The sequence below is a fragment of the Segetibacter aerophilus genome, assembly GCF_007991655.1.
Lineage (GTDB): Bacteria > Bacteroidota > Bacteroidia > Chitinophagales > Chitinophagaceae > Segetibacter > Segetibacter aerophilus.
In genome coordinates, this window is record NZ_BJYT01000006.1 from 21,055 (window position 1) to 41,240 (window position 20,186).

General features: G+C 40.9%; 11 protein-coding genes and 1 riboswitch. Of the genes, 6 read left to right on the plus strand and 5 right to left on the minus strand.

Translation table 11 applies throughout. The features are described from left to right. Window positions 1-40 precede the first annotated feature (40 nt). From SAE01_RS08925 to rfbD, 3 genes are all read left to right on the plus strand, one after another. On the plus strand, window positions 41-1,171 hold the full coding sequence (locus SAE01_RS08925; protein ID WP_174834610.1) for a DegT/DnrJ/EryC1/StrS family aminotransferase: 1,131 nt from the start codon (window positions 41-43) through the stop codon (window positions 1,169-1,171). 70 nt (window positions 1,172-1,241) lie between these two features. After that, window positions 1,242-2,537 carry a nucleotide sugar dehydrogenase gene (locus SAE01_RS08930; protein ID WP_246113191.1) on the plus strand — a complete coding sequence of 432 codons (1,296 nt, stop codon included), beginning with the start codon at window positions 1,242-1,244 and terminating at the stop codon, window positions 2,535-2,537. A gap of 9 nt (window positions 2,538-2,546) precedes the next feature. Then, on the plus strand, window positions 2,547-3,407 hold the full coding sequence (gene rfbD / locus SAE01_RS08935; protein ID WP_147203411.1) for a dTDP-4-dehydrorhamnose reductase: 861 nt from the start codon (window positions 2,547-2,549) through the stop codon (window positions 3,405-3,407). A 109-nt stretch (window positions 3,408-3,516) separates the two neighbouring features. Here rfbD and SAE01_RS08940 read toward each other — a convergent pair whose 3' ends face one another. Beyond that, window positions 3,517-4,773, minus strand: a complete 1,257-nt coding sequence (locus SAE01_RS08940; protein WP_147203412.1) for a homoserine dehydrogenase — start codon at window positions 4,771-4,773, stop codon at window positions 3,517-3,519. 139 nt (window positions 4,774-4,912) lie between these two features. Next, a riboswitch (SAM riboswitch) is annotated at window positions 4,913-5,025 on the minus strand. 749 nt (window positions 5,026-5,774) lie between these two features. Here SAE01_RS08940 and SAE01_RS08945 point away from each other — a divergent pair. The 3 genes from SAE01_RS08945 to SAE01_RS08955 all read left to right on the plus strand — a co-directional run bounded on the left by SAE01_RS08945 (window position 5,775) and on the right by SAE01_RS08955 (window position 8,886). Beyond that, complete coding sequence (locus tag SAE01_RS08945) at window positions 5,775-7,064, plus strand: glycosyltransferase family 4 protein (RefSeq protein WP_147203413.1); 1,290 nt, start codon at window positions 5,775-5,777, stop codon at window positions 7,062-7,064. A 141-nt stretch (window positions 7,065-7,205) separates the two neighbouring features. Beyond that, window positions 7,206-7,811 carry a D-glycero-alpha-D-manno-heptose-1,7-bisphosphate 7-phosphatase gene (locus tag SAE01_RS08950; protein ID WP_147203414.1) on the plus strand — a complete coding sequence of 202 codons (606 nt, stop codon included), beginning with the start codon at window positions 7,206-7,208 and terminating at the stop codon, window positions 7,809-7,811. Then, the gene (locus tag SAE01_RS08955) at window positions 7,786-8,886 is read left to right on the plus strand and encodes a glycosyltransferase family 9 protein (protein WP_147203415.1); all 1,101 of its coding nucleotides are present in this window, start codon (window positions 7,786-7,788) and stop codon (window positions 8,884-8,886) included. Before SAE01_RS08950 ends, SAE01_RS08955 begins: the two co-directional genes overlap by 26 nt. Here SAE01_RS08955 and SAE01_RS08960 read toward each other — a convergent pair. The 4 genes from SAE01_RS08960 to sov all read right to left on the minus strand — a co-directional run bounded on the left by SAE01_RS08960 (window position 8,883) and on the right by sov (window position 20,175). Continuing rightward, the gene (locus SAE01_RS08960) at window positions 8,883-9,878 is read right to left on the minus strand and encodes a glycosyltransferase family 9 protein (protein WP_147203416.1); all 996 of its coding nucleotides are present in this window, start codon (window positions 9,876-9,878) and stop codon (window positions 8,883-8,885) included. The genes SAE01_RS08955 and SAE01_RS08960 overlap by 4 nt on opposite strands. A 53-nt stretch (window positions 9,879-9,931) precedes the next feature. Next, window positions 9,932-10,906 carry a glycosyltransferase family 2 protein gene (locus SAE01_RS08965; RefSeq protein ID WP_147203417.1) on the minus strand — a complete coding sequence of 325 codons (975 nt, stop codon included), beginning with the start codon at window positions 10,904-10,906 and terminating at the stop codon, window positions 9,932-9,934. Continuing rightward, complete coding sequence (locus tag SAE01_RS08970) at window positions 10,906-12,621, minus strand: carbamoyltransferase family protein (protein WP_147203418.1); 1,716 nt, start codon at window positions 12,619-12,621, stop codon at window positions 10,906-10,908. Before SAE01_RS08970 ends, SAE01_RS08965 begins: the two co-directional genes overlap by 1 nt. Window positions 12,622-12,861: 240 nt before the next feature. Next, window positions 12,862-20,175 (minus strand): T9SS outer membrane translocon Sov/SprA, encoded by a 7,314-nt coding sequence (sov, locus tag SAE01_RS08975; protein WP_147203419.1) that lies wholly within the window; start codon window positions 20,173-20,175, stop codon window positions 12,862-12,864. Window positions 20,176-20,186: the final 11 nt, after the last annotated feature.

Here is a 20,186-nt window from a genome sequence, read left to right on the forward strand (position 1 = left end):
GCTTTTTAATGTAGCTTTGCCCGCATCCAAAAAACGAGATATGAGGCCAATACAAATGGTGGATACTAAGACTCAATACCAAAAAATTAAAGACCAGGTAGACACGGGTATTCACAAAGTTCTCGATAGCGCCGCATATATCAACGGCACTCCAGTTCGTGAGTTTGCAAAAAATCTTTCTCTATATCTTAACGTCAACCATACCATCACTTGTGCCAATGGAACAGATGCATTGCAGATAGCAATGATGGCGCTGGGGCTGGAGGCTGGTGACGAAGTAATTACTCCTTCTTTCACTTATGTCGCCACCACCGAAGTGGTAGCTTTGCTTAAATTAAAGCCGGTTTTTGTTGAAGTAGATAAGGCAACTTTTAATATTGATCCTGTTGCCATAGAGGCGGCTATCACGCCAAGAACAAAAGCGATTGTGCCGGTACATTTATATGGACAGGCAGCGAACATGGAAGAAATTATGGCAATAGCATCGAGGCATAATTTGTTCGTTATAGAAGACAATGCGCAGGCGATCGGATGTAATTATACGCTGTCTAATGGTACAGTAAAAAAGACCGGAACCATGGGCACGATTGGAACGACCTCGTTCTATCCTTCTAAAAATTTAGGCGCTTACGGAGACGGCGGAGCCATTTTCACTAACGATGATGTGCTTGCAGAAAAATTACAGATGATTGCAAATCATGGCCAAAAAGTTCGATACTACCACGAGATGGTCGGCTGTAATTCAAGACTTGATTCGATGCAGGCGGCAGTGTTGAATGTGAAGTTGAAATACCTTGACGAATACATTACAGCAAGGCAAAAAGCGGCTGCATTTTATGATAACGCCTTTGCTTCCGTTGAAAACATTACGGTACCTAAAACTGCTCATTTCACTAATCACGTTTATCACCAGTATACAATATTGGTAGAAGGTGTGGACAGGGATGAGTTAAGCAAATACCTTTCTTCGGTACAAATTCCTTCGATGATTTACTACCCGGTGCCCGCACACCGGCAAAAGATGTTTGCTGCTTTTGGAGGAAGCGATTACAATCTCCCAGTGACCGACTGGCTAACAGAAAGGGTCATTTCTTTACCTATGCATACTGAGTTGGATGAGGAGCAGTTGCAGTATGTAGCCGATCATGTGCTTAAGTTTATAAACAAATAATAACAGGCTTTTAAAACCGTTTGATTGTAGTTATGACTTATAGAAATGCTCTTAATCTCTCTAAATAGAAATGAAAATTTATTCATCCCTTGTAAATAAGGATGCAAAACTAGCTGTGATTGGGTTGGGGTATGTGGGTCTGCCAATAGCATTGGAGTTTGCGAAAAAGTTATCTGTAATTGGCTTCGACATAAATGAAGCACGTGTGCAGCAGATGCGCCAGGGCATCGACCCTAGTGGAGAAATGCAGGCAAAGAATTTCGAAAACACTGATATTGTTTTTACCAGTTCTATCTCGGTGCTAAAGGAAGCGAGCTTTTTTATTGTGGCAGTACCAACGCCCGTTGACTCCCATAATGTTCCCGATCTCAGGCCTGTGCAAAAGGCTTCTGAGACAATTGGAAAAGTGATCAAAAAAGGAGATTATGTTGTTTATGAATTTACAGTTTACCCCGGTTGCACAGAAGAAGATTGTTTGCCCATAATACAGGAGCAAAGCGGACTGAAGATTTGCGAGGATTTCAAAATTGGCTATTCGCCTGAGAGAATAAATCCGGGGGATAAGAAAAATACTTTGTCCACGATTATAAAAGTTGTGTCAGGGTGCGATGAAGAGTCGAGGGAAGAGATCGCTAAACTATATGAACTGATCGTAAAAGTTGGAGTGCATCGCGCTTCTTCCATTAAGGTGGCCGAAGCTGCAAAAATTATTGAGAATACACAGCGCGATGTAAACATTGCTTTGATGAATGAGCTTTCTATCATTTTTGATAGAATGGGCATAAATACCTTCGAAGTACTGGAGGCTGCAGGAACAAAATGGAATTTTTTAAAATTCTTTCCAGGCCTTGTTGGCGGACACTGCATTGGAGTCGATCCTTATTACCTCACTTACAAAGCAGCGGAACTAGGTTTTAATTCAAGAGTCATTTTATCCGGCAGGTACATCAATGACAATATGGGAAATTACGTTTCTAAGAAAGTTATTCAACATGTAATAGCTCATTCAGATAATGTAAAGGAAGCAAAGGTGCTGGTGATGGGTGCTACTTTCAAGGAAAACGTAAGTGATATCCGAAATTCAAAAGTGATCGACGTGATTAAGACTTTAAAGTCATACTATTTGAATGTTTTTGTACACGATCCATCCGCAAACTCAGCTGAACTTGAAGAGGAATACGGCATTCATTTGACGAAAGAGTTAGACAACGATTACGATGTGGTGATGGTCAGCGTTCCGCACAATTCGTACGCTGATTACGACGATGCTTACTTTTCCTCCATTACAAAACATCACGCTTTAATTGCCGATTTAAAAGGTACTTACCGGAATAAAATAACGAGCAGAAAATACTGGAGTTTATAATATAACAATATGGCAAAACCAATAGTGCTGGTAACCGGGCAAAACGGGCAGCTTGGAAATGAATTGAAGATTTTAGCGAAAAAGTATGATCAGTTCGATTATGTTTTTACCGACGTAGCGGAGTTGGATATTACGGATGCAAAAAAAGTGAATGAGTTTTTCGACGAGTATAAACCTGTTTTATGCATTAACGCGGCGGCGTACACTGCTGTGGACAAAGCTGAAACCGAAAAAGAGTTGGCCTTGAAAATAAATGCCGAAGCCGTTGGCAACCTCGCTGAAAATTGTGCAAGAGTCAATACTCGCTTTATACATGTATCCACTGACTATGTTTTCGATGGCACCGCAAACACTCCATACAAAGAAGATCATCCTGTGAGTCCGGTTAACTTTTATGGTGAAAGCAAACTGAGAGGAGAGGAGGTTGCTTTGGAAAAATTGCCTTCAACCATCATCATTAGAACTTCGTGGGTCTACAGCTTCTTTGGAAACAACTTTGTGAAAACAATGCTTCGCCTGATGAAAGAGCGCGACAGCATAAATGTAATTAACGACCAGTTTGGTTCTCCGACTTACGCTGCTGATCTTGCTGCTGCTATTATGAAACTTGCTTTAAATAAAGAAGTAGCCGGCGGAATTTACAATTTTTCAAATGAGGGAATTATTAGCTGGTACGATTTCGCGACAGCGATCCGGGATATGTCTGGGTTAGAGTGCAACGTGCAGCCTACTGATACTTCAGGTTATCCGACTCCTGCCAAAAGGCCTGGGTATTCTGCTATGAACAAAGAAAAGATTAAAGCGGTCGGCATCGAGTTAAAAGACTGGAAAGAAAGTTTAAAGGATTGTATCACCCTTTTGCAGAAATAGCAAATGGGGTATAGACTTTAATATAGATGCCGATACTTTTTTGAGTACCGGCATTTGTTTTTCATCGCGTCAGCGTTGCGTCGCAATCCGTTCATCTATGGTACTTCTATTACACTATGCCTGCAAGTTCTAAACTTCTTTTCTTCAGCTTTATCACCTCAAAATCTTCGATAATAGGCTCTGTTGCCAACACAAGAGAAGTTTTGTTTTCCTTCCACCAACTATTATTTCGCAGTTCACCAACATGCAATACACCTACTAAATATTTTCTTTCAGCTTCCGCATGCCATTCTTCAATCCATTCAAATTTTTCTCTTGGTATGTAAGCCCAATCATCAAAGCTTACATACACCTTCACGTAAAAGTCGTTGGTTAGCTCGTTTGGCTGGTGATGATACAGCTTCTTGTATTCGTACTTGTAATCGTAGCGCAAAGCAGAAAGGTCACTCAGCACGGCCGAGGCCGTAGGAAAACTTCCTGCTCCTTTACCGTAGAAAAACTGCTTATCGGCAAAACCGCTTTCAATTACCACCCCGTTGTATTGGTATTTGACGAAAGAAAGCGCATCGTCGTGTTTTACAAATTGCGGTAATACAAAGGCAGCCACCTTACCGTTTTTCAATTTCTTAGCCTGCGCGACCAACTTAATATCTACCTGTTTTTCTTTCGCAACAATAGCATCGCCAAGTTGAATATTTTGAATACCACTAAATAAGATGTTGTTAGGATGTTCGACAATTCCATAAGCATGGTTTAATAAGATACTCCACTTGTTTACCGCGTCGTAACCCTCGACATCTAAAGCAGGATTGCTTTCCGCAAAACCCAATTGTTGGGCCAGCATAAGGGCTTCTTTAAAATCAAGCCTGTCCTCGAACATCTTCGAAAGAATGAAGTTGGTGGAACCGTTTATAATTCCTTTTATAGAGTGTAAAAGATCGTTATCGTAATATTCCTCCAGGTTACGAATAACAGGAATACTTGCACAAGCGGCGGCCTCATAAAGGAAAGGTAAACCGGTCTGTTGTTGTAACTCAAGTATTTGGGGCAGGTGGTCGGCAATCATTTTTTTGCTTGCGCTAACCACTGCTTTCCCATTCCGCAACGCAGTTGATACAATTTCAAAAGCTGCTTCAGGATCGTCGATAACTTCTACAATCACGTTTATATCTTCATCAAAAAGCAGGTCTTCTTTATTCGACGTGAACAATTCACTCGGCGCATTTCTTTTTTTTCCGGGGTGCTTAATACAAACCTTCTTTATTTGAGCTTTTAATGAGGGAGTTTGGTTTAAAACTTTATACAACCCTTCTCCAACAACACCAAATCCAAAAATTCCAATAGTAAGACTTTTGTGAGCTTCCATGCTTGCTTAAATTTTTACTTTTTTCGCTATTAACACCTAGAAAGAGACAAAGAAGGCCAGGTAAGGCTAAACAAAAAAAGCCCTCCGTAAACGATGAGCTTTATATATTTTAATACCGTAGATTATTAAAACTTACTCATGCTTATCTCTCCCGTTTGCGGGATGGAGTTGGCACCTTCTTACAAATAGAGTGAGATGTAAGGGTTGCCAAGGCTTCAAAGGGCCATCACCCTCTGCCTTTCTTGATAAGTGTTTTTAAGAACTGCTGCAAAAGTAAGAGGGGCGAAAGCAAAAAACAAATAAATAAGCGAAGTTGAAGTACGCCTAAACTTGGAACCGTTTTTCTAGACTCTCTAAAAATGACTTCTTTTGGTTTCTTTATAACTCGTTTTGATTCAAGCCACTATACTACTGTTAACAGGCTTTAACAATGCGAGGAATTTTTTCTACTATTTACTTTATCAAGTGCTTCTTATCTGGTTAGAAGTAGTCCTAATGCTCCTTTTCCATTGAAAATCAAAATGGTATTAAAATTGAAATTCTTATTGATACTAATACAGCGTACAAAAAATTATGACAATTGAGTTAATGGAGGAAACAAAAATTAAAAGATCCGGGTGCAACAATGATAACTGGTTTTTTGTAAACTCTTTTAGCTTAAATAGTAACAAGAATAATTCCCATCCAACCCTAGAATCAATATCTTCTTCGGGTGCTTCGTCAACTCCAATTTCCTTTAAAAGAATAAGGAGAGAACAAAAGTTAAAAAACCTGGTTTTGAGAAAAATAGAATGCTACGTCTATTCTATTTACAAACAGTTTAAGTCTGTTTTTGGGCTGGTAAATTACTTTCTAACTTTCTCATTATCATTATTTAAACTAATATATCCCCAAGCATGGAAAACTATTTTTGTTCACTATATTGAAAAAAGTAATTTGTTGGTAAGATCGGATAATAATACAGTGTTTTCTTCATCGAAAAGACTGCAAACAACTACTATATGAAAAGAAAGATTGCATTTATCAGCGAGCATGCATCACCCCTGGCATCACTTGGCGGAGTTGATAGTGGAGGTCAAAATGTTTATGTAGCAGAACTTGCGAAGCACCTTGCATCAGCAGGGCACCACGTCGATATATTCACACGGTGGGAAGATCCAAAACTTCCCAAAGTGATTGATTGGGAAAACAACATTCGTGTAATACATGTAAAGGCAGGACCGGTTGGTTTACTTCCCAAGGAGGAATTGCTTCCATTTATGCCTGAGTTTAAAGAAGATATGATAGAGTTTATAACGTCTGAAAAGATTAATTATAACCTAATCCATGCGAACTTTTTTATGTCAGGGTTGGTGGCTATGTGGATAAAAGAAGCATTAGACATCCCATTTGTAATTACATTTCATGCATTAGGGTATGTTCGCCAGATCCACCAGGGCAAAAGCGATAAATTTCCGGCTGAAAGAATTGAAATTGAAAAACAAATCGTGCAATACGCTGATGCTGTTATAGCAGAATGTCCGCAGGATAAAAGTGATTTGATTGAATATTACGACACGCCAGTAGATAAAATAACCATTATTCCTTGCGGCTTTAGTTCGAAGGAGTTTTACCCGATGAACAAAGAGATCGCTTGCACTTTGGTAGGACTAAAGACTGATGAGAAAATTCTCTTGCAATTGGGACGCATGGTACCAAGAAAAGGGGTAGATAATGTAGTTCGTTCTCTTGGAAAACTTAAAAACTCCGGAGTTCCTTATAGGCTGGTTGTTGTGGGCGGCGAGACTGACGATCCCAACCCAATGGCCTGCCCCGAGATTGCAAGGTTGTTACAAATAGCACGGGCAGAGGGTGTTGAAGATATGGTCACTTTCGTAGGAAGAAAGAATCGTGAGATGCTGAAGTACTACTACTGTGCTGCCGATATCTTTATTTCCACCCCATGGTATGAGCCGTTTGGTATCACGCCTTTGGAATCTATGGCCTGCGGTACTCCCGTTATTGGATCGAATGTAGGCGGTATAAAATATAGCGTGGTCGATGGTAAGACCGGTTTTCTCGTTCCTGCAAATGATCCTGAAGCTTTGGCTTCAAAAGTTCATTTACTTGTTTCCAATCCGGCTTTGCATCAGCAAATGAAAAAGGCATCTATTCAAAGAGTCAAAGAAAATTTCACTTGGCAAAAAGTAGCTGTTTCAGTTGCGGAGTTATACAAACAGATACAAGTTCCTGCTTTGGTTTCTAAGTCAAGAACACAGGAAACAATTAATAAAAAGAGCCAGGCTGCGTAATAATTTGTTCTGTACCAGCATTTGTTTCCATTGCTACATTGTTGCGTCGCAATACGTTTATCGATAAACCAGTGTGGAGCTGAAGTCTTCAATGCTTGACCCTTCCAACTTCAAGCCAACCCTTAATTGTACATTTACCTAATGGCAGAAAGAAAAGCTGTATTTCTTGATAAAGATGGCACCCTGATACCTGACGTACCTTATAATGTAAACCCGGACCTAATATCACTTGAAGCAGGTGTGATCGAAGGCCTACAATTATTGAAGAAAGCTGGATACGTCTTTGTCGTTATTTCTAACCAGGCCGGTGTAGCAAGAGGATATTTTCAAATAGATGAATTGGAGCAGGTCAAGCAAAAAATCGATTTGCTTTTACAGAAAGAAGGAATTGAAATCGAAAAGTTTTATTTCTGTCCTCACCATACTCAAGGAAAAATACCAGAATTTTCAAAAGACTGTGAGTGTCGAAAGCCAAAGCCGGGGATGATTTTGCAAGCTGTGAGAGACCTGCAACTTGCTGTTGAAAAATCCTGGATGATTGGCGATATTTTAAATGATGCAGAAGCTGGTAACCGTGCCGGCTGTAGAACCATTTTAATCAACAATGGAAACGAGACAGAATGGGTAGAAGGCCCTTTTCGTACTCCCACTTATATAGCTGAAAACTTCCTTAAAGCAGCTCAGTACATCTGCGATAATGAGTATGAAACCAAAGAGTTAAATGACAAAAAGTTGGCAGCACTGTAAGAACATTCTCATTATTAGGGCAGACAACATGGGCGATCTTATCATGTCTGTTCCTGCCATCCGGGCTATAAAAGAAAGCTTCTCTCCTAAAATCACGGTTCTTACTTCTTCGATGGCTGCAGGCATTGTTCCTGCTATTTCGGAGATAGATGATGTTATTGTTTTTGATCTTCCCTGGGTAAAGGCTAAGGAGACAATTGCAAGTGAAGAAATTTTTACGCTTGTACAAGAACTAAGGCAAAAAAGCTTTGATGCTGCCGTGATTTTCACTGTCTTTAGTCAAAATCCACTTCCCGCAGCCATGATTGCCTATCTGGCCGGCATTTCCTTAAGACTTGCTTATTGCCGCGAGAACCCTTACGAATTACTTACCAATTGGGTTACCGACAGAGAACCTTATTCTTTTATTCAGCACCAGGTTAGCCGGGACCTGCAATTAGTCAATTCCATTGGCGCCACTACTACAAATACTCATTTGCATCTATCAGTTTCAGAATTGACCGATGAAGTAGTAATTGGTAAATTAGAAAATGCAGGCATAAATCCTTCAAAGCCCTGGTTGATTTTTCATGCCGGGGTGAGTGAAAAAAAGCGGGAGTATCCAAAGGAAAGATGGGTGGCAGCGGCAAAGACTTTGATCGGGCAAATGGGATTTCAAATTTTATTTACAGGTGCTGGATCAGAAAAACATTCTTGCAATGAACTGGCTGAATTAACAGGCAAAGGTGCAATTTCGGTTGCAGGATTATTTTCATTGCAGGAGTTTATAGCTCTTATCAAACAGGCTCCACTAGTAGTTTCCGTTAATACCGGAACCGTTCATATTGCAGCCGCGGTGAATACTCCTGTGGTTGTTTTGTACGCTCAAACCAATCCTCAACATACACCGTGGGAAGTACCAAACAAGGTGTTAGAATACAGTATAGATGTAGATACTCGAAGCCGCAACGAGGTTATTCAACATTTATATAAAGACGTGTACAAAGAACCTTCCCCCGTTCCCCTCGCAGAGGATATTGTAAACGCTGTAACTCAGTTGTTAGCAGAGACTAGCGGAGATAAAAAGATTTCTTAGACTTCAAGTCCGCTCAATAATAATAATCCTCCCAACTTTTCTTTTACCAATTCAAGATCAGATGTCACCGTCCAATCAATTGTTTTATGTAATTCTTTGTTTAAGGGACCCCAGCGAAACGGCTCGCCATCAAGACTGATTACAATGCTTTTAGTTTTAAGTGCGGCAGCAATGTGAGAGACGCCGGTACAATTTGAAATCAAAGCAGCAGCATTTTTTATTAGGACCGCCACTGCTCCAAGCGATGTTTTGCCTGCTGCGTTTATTGGCTTATGCTCCATCAGTTGTATTACGCTTTCTACAATGTCGAGTTCGTCTGTTGTACCTGTCACTACCACTTGTAAACCATTTTTAGCACAATAATCTCCGATCGCTGCGAAATACGCGGGCTCCCATTGTCTATTGGTTCCTCTTGCGCCTGGATGAAGAATTACATACTCCTGTTCTTGAACCGGTAACGCTGCATTCGCAAAATCCTCAAGATCTTTTTGTGTTATCGGAAATTCCATTTCGGTTGAAGCTTCGGTAATTCCCAGCTTTTTTATTAGTTCAAGATGACGATTTACTTCGTGAAGGTTTGAAGGATATTCGGCAAATAATTCTTTATCAGGACAATAATTTCCCGGAGTATAAAAACCGCCAATTCGTTTAGCAAAAAATAAATCGACGAGTGGATTTGAAATAACGCCACTACCCTGCATTTGCAACGCTAGGTCAAACTGCTCTTGCTGAACCTGCTTCAAAAAATCAGGAAATGCAACACGATCAACGGGTTGTTCAGGAAAACCAGGATACCCGGGGAAAGTAAGCAGTGAATGAAAATAACCCGGAAACCTCTCTATCAACATTTTCGCCCACGGTAATCCTACCAATGTAATTTCAGCCTCAGGATACGCTTGCTTCAATGCTCTTATTGCAGGTATAGAACAAAGCATGTCTCCGATTTGCAATGCCCGAAAAACAACAATCTTTTTGATTCCTTCAAGCTTCATTAATCAAGATTTTCTTTTATTAGACTTTAAATTTCTTTTCAATTGACTGTTATTTAAAAAAATAATACCCTGTATTTTACTGCGCCACGGAGTGTCCAATAGACAGATAAAAAAGGGATGATAATGGAAGTAACAATCATTTCAAAAATATGACTGACTGTTTTGCGGCTTACTCTTAATCTTTTGAAGGCAAAAGCTGTAGATAGCAAAAACCAACCGCTCAATCCAATCGACATCAACCAGCTAATTTCTAACAATGATCCAAGAAGCAACACTACAAAAAAAAGGATGATGAAGTAGTAGTTCCAAGAGGGGCTACTCTTTATTCGTTGCCTATACAAGGATGGATGTTTTTTGTAAAGCAAAGCATTAAACTGCGTTTTCTTTTGTTCTCGAAGGCTGATGGCCCACGGCGCTTTTCTAACGGGGTGAACTACTATTGCTTCATCCAGTTTTTCTATAGCTATACCCCACTCAATTAGTTTGAAATGCAGGTCGCTATCTTCTCTCCATGCTGCTTTGAACGCTTCATCAAAACCGCCGACAGTTTGCAGTGTCGCTTTGGTTACCGCACAATTAGCCGTTACAAATTCACCCGTTTCAAGTCCTTTTGTATTTAGCTCAAAATCTGTAGGTTGCTTGCTTACAGGCACAATTACCCTTCCGGTAAAAGCGATTTCTTTCTGGCCGTTGTACCTGCTAACAATGTTTTTAAGCCAGTTTTTGTCCGGCAAGCAATCGTCATCTGTAAATGCAATGATGGTTCCCGAAGCACTTTTCCAACCAAGGTTTCGGGCGGCAGCAGGGCCGCTTTTATTTGGCAAAGAAAGAAAGCGAATAGCCGGAGCACCTTCCTTCAACTCTTGCACAACTACTTTTTCACTCTCCTCGTCCGGTCCATCACTTACAATAATAATCTCAAACTGATGCTTTTCTAATGTTTGATTTACCACGCTTTTTAGACAAGCTTTTAAAAGCACAGGTCTTTTATATGTTGGAACTACCACGGAAATTTGGATGTCTTCCATTACTTCTCCAATAAAAATGAACCTATAACCAAGGCATCAAAAGGTGAACTATAAAAACATTCAACGGCATCGCGGGGAGTACAGACAATGGGTTTGCCTAAAGTATTAAAAGATGTATTCACCAACACAGGAACACCCGTTTTCTTTTTAAAGGCTTTTAGTAGGTTGTAGTATAACGGGTGTTGGTTTTCGTTAATTGTTTGTATTCGGGCCGTTCCATCCACATGTCTAACGGCTGGTATTTTGTCGGCTTTTTCAGGTTTTACATTATAAACGAATAACATGAAAGGGGAGTAGTTCGCTTCCACAAACCAGTCTGCTGCGTCCTCTTCTAAAACCACTGGCGCCACCGGTCTAAAGTCTTCGCGGTCTTTTACTTCGTTTAATTTGCTCTGCATTTCTGCATGTATCGGTGAAGCTAAAATTGACCTGCTTCCCAAAGAGCGGGGACCAAACTCCATCCTCCCTTGAAACCAACCTATAATTTTATCTTCTGCCAACACCTCTGCAGTTTCTTCAGCTATATTTTTAAGCTTTCGATATTTTGCCTTCGTCCATTTCAAAAACTGTTCGATCTCGTCATCACTGTATTCCGGTCCCCAGTAAGTGTGAGACATTTTAAATGTTTTTGAAAGGTTTTTCCTGTTTTGCAAATCTATCCAAAGTGCTGCGCCTAAAGCTGTTCCGGAGTCTCCCGCTGCGGGTTGTACCCAAACATGTTTAAAAGAACATTTTTCTTTTATCCGTGCATTCATCACACAGTTTAAAGCGACCCCTCCAGCCATGCAAAGGGTTTCTTCTTTTATTTCATTATAAAGCCAGTTACAAAGTTCTATAGACGTTTCTTCAAGTACTAATTGCAACGAGTGGGCAATGTTGAAATGATGCGCCGTAAATGGTTCGTGTCTTAACCTGGCAGGACCAAATCTTTCAGCGAGCGTTTCATTCGATATAGTATACTGTCCGTTTGGTCTTAATTGAATCATCTCCCGGAAATCCCTTACAAATTCAGGCTTACCATAAGATGCAAGCGCCATCACTTTGTATTCATCTGAACTTCTCAGAAAACCAAGATAAGATGCGACGTCTTCATATAATAACCCAAGGGAGGAAGGCATGTTTACCTGACCAATCCTGGTTAAATTGTTCCCGTTGCCAACATTGTAAGTTGTGGTTGCAATCTCGCCCCTTCCATCTAAAGTAATAACTGCGGCATGATCAAACGGGGACGGAAAATATGCGCTAGCTGCATGGGCAATGTGATGTTCTACAAAGTGCCATTTACTATCATCAATATGTGCTCCTTTAAATCTTTTTTCGAGATGATGAGGATAGCCACCTGTCAGTTGCAACCGTGCATTAACTATATAAGACAGGAACAAAGGATCCCATGGAGAAAGCCATTCCTTACTTTTAGGTGCCTTACTTGGTTGTAGTGGTAAACGTATTTCCCCATCGTTTGCATGTTCACCAAGAAGTAAATAAGGATCAAATGAATAAGCAAAATGATCGACGTCGTTTAAGTGAATACCGGCAGCCTCAAGACAATAATTAATGGCGTGATAGGGAAGTTCGTACGTACTAAAAGGTATGGGCCTTTTTCCATGCTTGATATGGGTGAATCGTTCCTCTTCGGCAGCAGCTAATAACTCTCCGTCTTTCAAAATACAAGCAGCAGAATCATGAAAAACGGCGTTAATACCAAGCGTGTACATCTTTTATATTTAGTCGAATGTCAACTTAAAAAATTATTCCATTGTTTGTAGCATGCGTGCAGGAAAGATGTTGATTTTCGCCGCCTAGGGATCTTTTTGTTATGAGCTACAAAACCACAGTCAACATCGTTGTGTCACTCCGTTTTACTTTTAATCTTTATTCGGCTCTTTTGTAAATGGTCATAAAAAAGCCCCGGCAAAAAAGGCCGGGGCTTTCGATAATTAAAATTCTTTATGCTTTTATTGTGCTAACGAGATTCTTATTTGAACTCCCGCCCGCGTGTTAGTAATCGGCGCTGATGTTGAAATGTAAGGGACTACCTTTCGCTGGTCGAAATACAGTTTTATGTTCACCCTGTTATTCAATACATAATCAATGGAAGGTTGTAAGGTCACTACCTTTTGACCACCGGTGCTAAATGCATTGTCCTGGTCCAAACGACTATTACTGGTGGCATCATCCCTGATACTTAAATCAAGCCGGAAGTTTACATCATTTTGAAGCTTTTTACCTTTTGTACCCGGAATTTTGAAAGGCAGGTTGAAACCTCTTTTCCTGAAACTACCACCCAATGTTATCTCGGTACTGTTTACTTCACTTAACTGGTAGTCTACAAGGCTCAGACTTAGCTGCCTCGTTTTCCTGTACTGTAAGCTAGCCGTTAGCTGGCTAACTGTAGTCACATCAATACCAAGCAAAGGACTAAAGGACTCCTGTATGGTGATATTAGGAACAAGGAAGAAAGGAACAAAATTTCCTGAGATCGTATCTATGAAACCCGGAGCACTGTAAGCAAATGGGTCAGTGAAATTTAGAGCGCTATTGAAACTGTTCATACCCAAACTTCCATTATAAGCATGCGTAATGCTGATGGCGCTGAAAGTCTTAGCCAGGGCTGGAAGCCTGGTAAGGCCGGTATAAGTAACCCGCCAGTTTGGTTTAGGTTTAATACTGGCAAACGGGTTCGACTTAATATTTGGATTTGATTGCTGAATAAGTCCAACATTCTTTGGATCCTGCCCTGAATAAGCAGCAATGAACGCAGGTATCAAAACGTCTTGCGCATAACGATTATAGCCTTTATAGAAACCATCCGGATTATTGCCCAAACCTTTCTGATACGGATTCGCCAGGGCTAAACGTTCAGACAGAATAAGACGATAGGCTTCAAATTGTCTAAATGTTTGAGAAATCTCTGTGGGTTTGTTTTTAGTAAACAGCGTTTTGAAAGCGATATAAGAAACATTGAATCCACCGGTAGCTAAGGGACTTAAGTGCTCAAATTTTCCATTTTGAGAAACTGTCTTAAACAGTTCAGAATAGTCCTTAGTATAAGTTTTCTCCATATTCAAATCAACCAGGAACTCCCTGATTGGTTCCAACTGTGCTGTAACATTTATCTTTTGATCGATGCTTTGGCGGAACATAAAGTTGAGCGTTGTGTCTCGCGTTATTAAACCCCTTGCTGCTTTCTGATTAAGCCAGTTAGAATCTGGTTGACGACCAAATACAAAGTCAAGGCCCGGAGCCATTGTGTTCCAGTTCTGACCTAGTATTTTGGTACTGTCAGTGTAACCGGGGATACGGCTGCGATAACTTTCGCCAAAGTTTACTGTGGCGTGTTTAACCATAGTAAGTAATTGTCCGCCAGCCCTGGCTATTCCCGGCATTTCAACCGGTTGAGCTGCTTTCAGCAGACGTGCTGCTTTTCGCTCTTCCCGTCTTTGTTTCCTCCATTTGCGTAAGGCTACTCTTTTTTCTTTTCCTGATAATCCTTTTATCACTTCTTCGCGTGTTGGCAAAGTAGATACAGCTGCAGGTGGATTAGCGGGGTTTGCGTTTTGAGGTGTCCTTTTATTTCGGCCCGGTGCATTTGGATCCTGGGGATTTCCTTGCTGAGGAGCAGGGGCCTGGTCTAAAGCACGCAACCACCTGCTTTTCGCATATAACCTGGTAAAATCCAACTCGCCGGTAATATTATTTTCCTGGCTATTCTCTATAGTATTGCCCAAGCTAATTGCCAGGCGACTTGCTCCAATCCAATTATAAGTGGTTGTGTAACTGTACCGGGCGTTCATCCAATTTGTAAGAGGTAGTTTGGTAAGTGGGAAAGTATAACTGGCTATAGCTCTTTGCTGATACAAAGTATTCCTTCCTCCCTTCATAAAGTTGGTGCGAACAGTATCTTTTTTTGCCCTGGTATCAATTGAACCAATCGGTTCGTCGATACGCGCATTATTGACAGCAGAGAAGTCGATGTTCAATGACTTCGTTAAATCCCAACGTAAATTATAATACCGATCGAAAGTGAAAAATTTATCGAAAGTAGTATCCACCCTATCTACCTTATTGTCGAAGCTATTAACAATTCTAGGCACAAATGTTCCAAACTGGCGGTTTACATCTGCCCTAAAACTTAAAAGAGAAGGCTGAGGATTTACATTGAAATCACGCACCAAAGCAAACCATGGAGATTTCGATTTGATAATCCTTTTAAATGGTTCGAAATACTTTGGCTGTTTATTGAAGGTATATCCCAAACCGCCGCGATGTTTAACTACATCGTTTTTAAGAATCAGCGGATTGGTTTGTTCGTATTTTATATAAGAATAGCTAAAGTCAAAATTACTAATGCTCCAGATCTTTGTTTTACCTGTGGGCATCACCCGCATATTAGTAAAGTTGACGGTCTTAATAGTTGTCTTGTCTATTGCAGCATTTTTAGAATTGGTTCTATCTTTTCCTGAAAGCCCATTGAGTTTGTCTTTCAGTTTAATATCCAAGTCATATGGGTCATACTCAGGTGTTGTTATAGTCTGATTGATGCTTGCATAAAGAGGAATAGAGATGCCCAGTTTCTTTGGTAACAATCGTCCCATTTCAAGGTTAGTTGCAATATCGTATTGCATAAAGTTTTCCCTGGCTCTTTCATTTACTCTTTGCTCGAGGGAACCAAAACCGGTTGTATGTGTACTTCCGGAAACAGCGATTGTTCCAAGGTCAGCAAGGGCAATGTCTACACGACCGGTAGCGGCATAGCCTCCTTTCTCGTCTAGTTTTGATAAACGAAGTTCATTTACCCAAACCTCAGCCGACGCAGGGATACCATTGGAAGACTGCGAATTTTCTACGCCTATTAAAAATGCCTGTACTTCGCCCAGGTTCGGATTTCCCTTGATCGCATACGTTTTATTACCAACTATTTCCTGGTAGTAGTTGGTGATATTGATCGATCTGCTATTGCGTCTCATTTTTAACTGAACAAGGTCTTGGATATCAAAATCAAGATTGTTGCTGTCGGGCCAAACTCTTCGCTGTCCCGCGTCAGTATTTGGATAATTGCCGGGAGGTGTAACAGTAAGCGGAATTTTTATCTCGTAATAGTTATTTAGGAAATCACTTCCGATACGAATGACAGCATTTAACTGGTTGTTTTTGATAGGTTGCGCTATAGTAGAAGGTGTACTTTCTGCGTGAACAAACATGTGGAGCGAACCGTATTGACGCATGTCTAAGTTCATTGTTTTAAATACGGCTCTCACATCGTTTGTAGCAAGGTTGCGAATTTGAAAACTCATTGCTTGTTCGTTCTGCAATAAATTAATCCCGTTATTACTCAGCTGCTGAACCCTTTCGATGCCGGGAGGAATCAGGTAATTGACCGGTTGTCTTTTACTGTTTTCTTCGACATTTACTGCTAAAACATTGAAAGTAGTATTGCCTCCTCTTGGCTGCTGAACATAGTTGCCTGCGGTATCTAATTTAAAGGCGAAGTTTCTCCACTGGTTACGAACAAGGTCGAGGCGGGCAAAACGAAGCACCACAGAGTCCTCGAAGTCAGTAAGAAACATGCGGACAAAACGAATAGATTTAAAGTCCGGAATGTTTCCAACTTTTTTCTCATAGTCTGCAATGGGAACCCTGAACAAATACCAGTTTTCATTCTTAGAAGAGCCATCTGCGTACCGAACCGGTATCACCTGGCGGTCTGTAATGTATTTAGTGTTACCGACGTCCATTCCCGGCTTCAGGTCTATTGCGTATTGATAGTATTCTTCCGTTTCGTTGAGCGTATTGTCGCGGTTCAAATCCTCGTTATCGGGATATAAGGTAGCCGCCGGACTGAACTGCGAGTTACCAGTTGCAATGGGGGAGTTCCCTTGGGGGTTATTGAAATTCTTATATCTTCCTAATATACCCGTGTTAGTCGCGTCATAAGAATTATCGCGATACCATTTGTAGTTATCGTTGGATGGATCTTGTTGAGCCCTCGCATACAAGGCAGAACCAGGACCAAAGTTGGCCCGAATGCTATTTAAATAGCCCGCTCTTTTTCCAGCTTCACCAGCATCATCCAATCCATCAAATCCAACATCCTGGAAAGGACGATCTGCCGGATCATTGCTAAACGCCTGTGTAACCTGGATTGGGTTAACAGGTGTTCTACCCCACGTTGAACTATTGTCTACAGCGGAAGGTTGATTTGGCGAGTTTAAACCATTTTCGTAAAAACGGCGGCTATCCTTTAAAACATCTTCGCTAATCGAACCCAGGTTCAGGTATAATTTACCTCCTGTGCTATTTGGCTTTTTAATGAATGGATCCTGTACCCAAAACTCGACAAATTCAACGTTACTTGTTTCGAAGTCGGTTTGGTCAATCGACCTCATAATACCGCCCCAGCGCTGACGAGGATTTTTTAATTTACCACTTGCATCTACCTGTGCCTGGTCGCTCACAAAGTTATAAGGGCCAATGTCTGTTGGGTAATAGGCAAGGTCGAAAGTAACCAGCTGGTTTTCGCCAAGGTTATTTGTACGTTGTGGGTATAGCTCCTGGTTGTACACCGCTCTAACCCTTGGATCACTTAACTCAGCTACGTTCCTCCTAAGCGGGTTATTTACACTATTTCTGTCTTGCAGGATCGGTTCAATATTATACCACGCCAACTTTGCCCTATTGAAGTTATAAGGAAGTGAATCGGCCAGAGTTGCCTCCGGAAACAAGCCGTTGCCTTGTGGCGTACTAGCGAGGGCCCACGAGATGAAAGGGAAACGGAGGTCAATGTTGTTTCGAGTTCCTTCGAAATCATCTACATAAATTAACCCGTTGCTACCGGAACCAATTTGAGGCGGATGACCGGGTTTTAAGAAAGCCGCCTCGCCATAAGCATTGATGGTAGACATTACGTTGCTTTGGTAAAACGGCAGTTTATTTAACAAGCGCGTAAGGCTGGGAGATTCTGTGCGATAGTTGAAATCGACACCATACATCGTGTTCCTGATTGGATCTTCACCATAATTCATTTTTGTGAAAAATGGTCGCTCAGAAAGACGAGCCATGGTAGCACCTAGAGCGAGTTTCCTATTTGCCAGGTAGTCGGCTCTTAGTCCTAAGAAACTTCTCTGCTGCATACCGAAGCCGGCATTATTTTCAAATTGAACATTCACCGGAATGCCACTGTTTAAGATAGCGCCGTTCAATATTTTTACTGTTCCAAGATTGTAATCAATGCTGTAGTCGAAACCTTCTCTTAATATTTGCCCTCCCGCAGTTACGGTAACAGAACCGGGCGGCACGTTGAAAGCGCCGAGGTAAATTTCAGAAGTTGAATTGCCCCTTCCTGCTCCCTGCATCACATACCGATTTAGGTTAGCATAAGTTTGAGCAATTGCTTTTATAGAGTCATACAACTGTCGATAAACGTACTTATTTCTTAAGGTATCTGAAGTACCGGTGAAAGCAAGCCTTTCAAGATCGCGTCCAAAAGGCTCTAGGACAGGAAATATTATTTTTCCTTGTTGGGACAGTACAGTGAAACCTTCTACATAATCAAATACGCCATCCGGCAGAGGATCGTTTTGATTGTTTAACCGGTCAAGATTTAAAATACGAAGCAGCGTTCTTCCTTCTACCGAATTAGCAGATTCTGGCAAAAATCTCTTCAAACCTCCACTTGGCTCCTGGTATAAAATATTCAATTTAAAATCCTGTCTTTGAATGCCTGGAAGATCTAATGAGTAAACATTCTTCATCATCCATTTCCAGATAGGTAGAGCAGGACGTTGTGAGGTTGCTTTTAGTAGCTTCAACAACAAAACTTTTTGAACGCCTTGTGTTGAGTCCAAAGCCACGTCTTGTGAAAATTCACCCACCTGGTAAACACGACCATTGTAGGTATACTGGTAAGCAACCCCTAATACTTCGTCTGACTGCAACTGTTGGTTTAATGAAACGAAGCCAATCTGCGGATTGAAGTAATATTCGTTAGGACTTAATTTTCGTGCAAACGTTTTTTCATAATCTTCGACCGGTCGCAAACCAATTCCCATCAAGTTCGCATTGATGGTGACGGGGTTCCTAATGCCTGGTTGGTTAATGAGGGTAGTGTATAAATTATTGGCCCCATTTGCAGGAAGGCCCCCGTTACCCTGGAAACGAGTATTAAAAGGAGTGCCTTCTCCTAAATCCATTAAACCAACTACATCTCTCGTCTCTGTAGTCGCACCGGTACGATTTGTTACCCAGACCTCCATTCTTTGAATTTGCACCTGCGTATTCACAACAGGCAAATTTTCCATCGCCTTGTTATAATTGGCCCTGAAATAGTCTCCTAAAAGAAAGTGTCTGTTTTCTTCGTAATCATCCAGCTTTTTATTGAAAGTTGAGGTGGCCGCGCCGCCTTGCAAAGCAAGTGATTGTCGTTGTGCCTTCTGAGTTGCTATAACCCCTGACAAAAACAACTTACCAAATTGAAGTTGTGTTTTCAATCCAAACAGACTTTGTGCGCTTGGGATAAGTGTTCCTTTCGAGGTAAAAGACACGTTTCCTGCTTCGATCGATTTAATGATCTCGTCGTCCATTCCTTTGTAATCCAGTTTCAGCTGGTTTTCAAAGTCAAAATTTGCAAGGGTATTATAGTTAATGGGCAGTTTTAGCTTGTCTCCAATGTTTGCAATGACGTTAATATTTGAGTTCATATTAAAGTCAAAACCGCCGTTTTTCCTCGCGCTTTCTGGCAGCGTAGGATTTTTAATATTCTGTCCTTCATAGCCTGCAGTAATATCGACATTTCCCTGGGGACGAATATCTACTTTCAAACCATTAGGTCCTACTCCAAAAATTCTATCGAAAAGCTTGTCGTAGGTTTTTAATTTGGGCCGCTCAACTTTCCTGTTTAAAACACTTAAAGTATTGGCTCTTTTTCTAAAGTATTCGCTTTCCGATTGACGTGCTTTGAAACGCATCATCTCCTCGAAAGTCATGTAAGTAGGTGTGCGATAATAAGAATTGCCTATTTTTTCTACGATGTAATATTGCTTTGTTTTAGGGTCGTATTGAATATCCCTTTTTATGTAAGCTGTATCGGAAAGATTAAAAGGATTATTTGAATTGTAGGTAAAAGGATCTCCAACTCTGTCGCTGATGGGAAAGCGGGTTGTATCTCTTGAAGCACGACGACTTGTATCTTGTGCATAAGAACAGGTTGCCCCGAAAGCTGATAGAATAATGGAAACTATTAAAGAAAATTTGTAATAATAACGTATCGACACCGAAGGCTGTT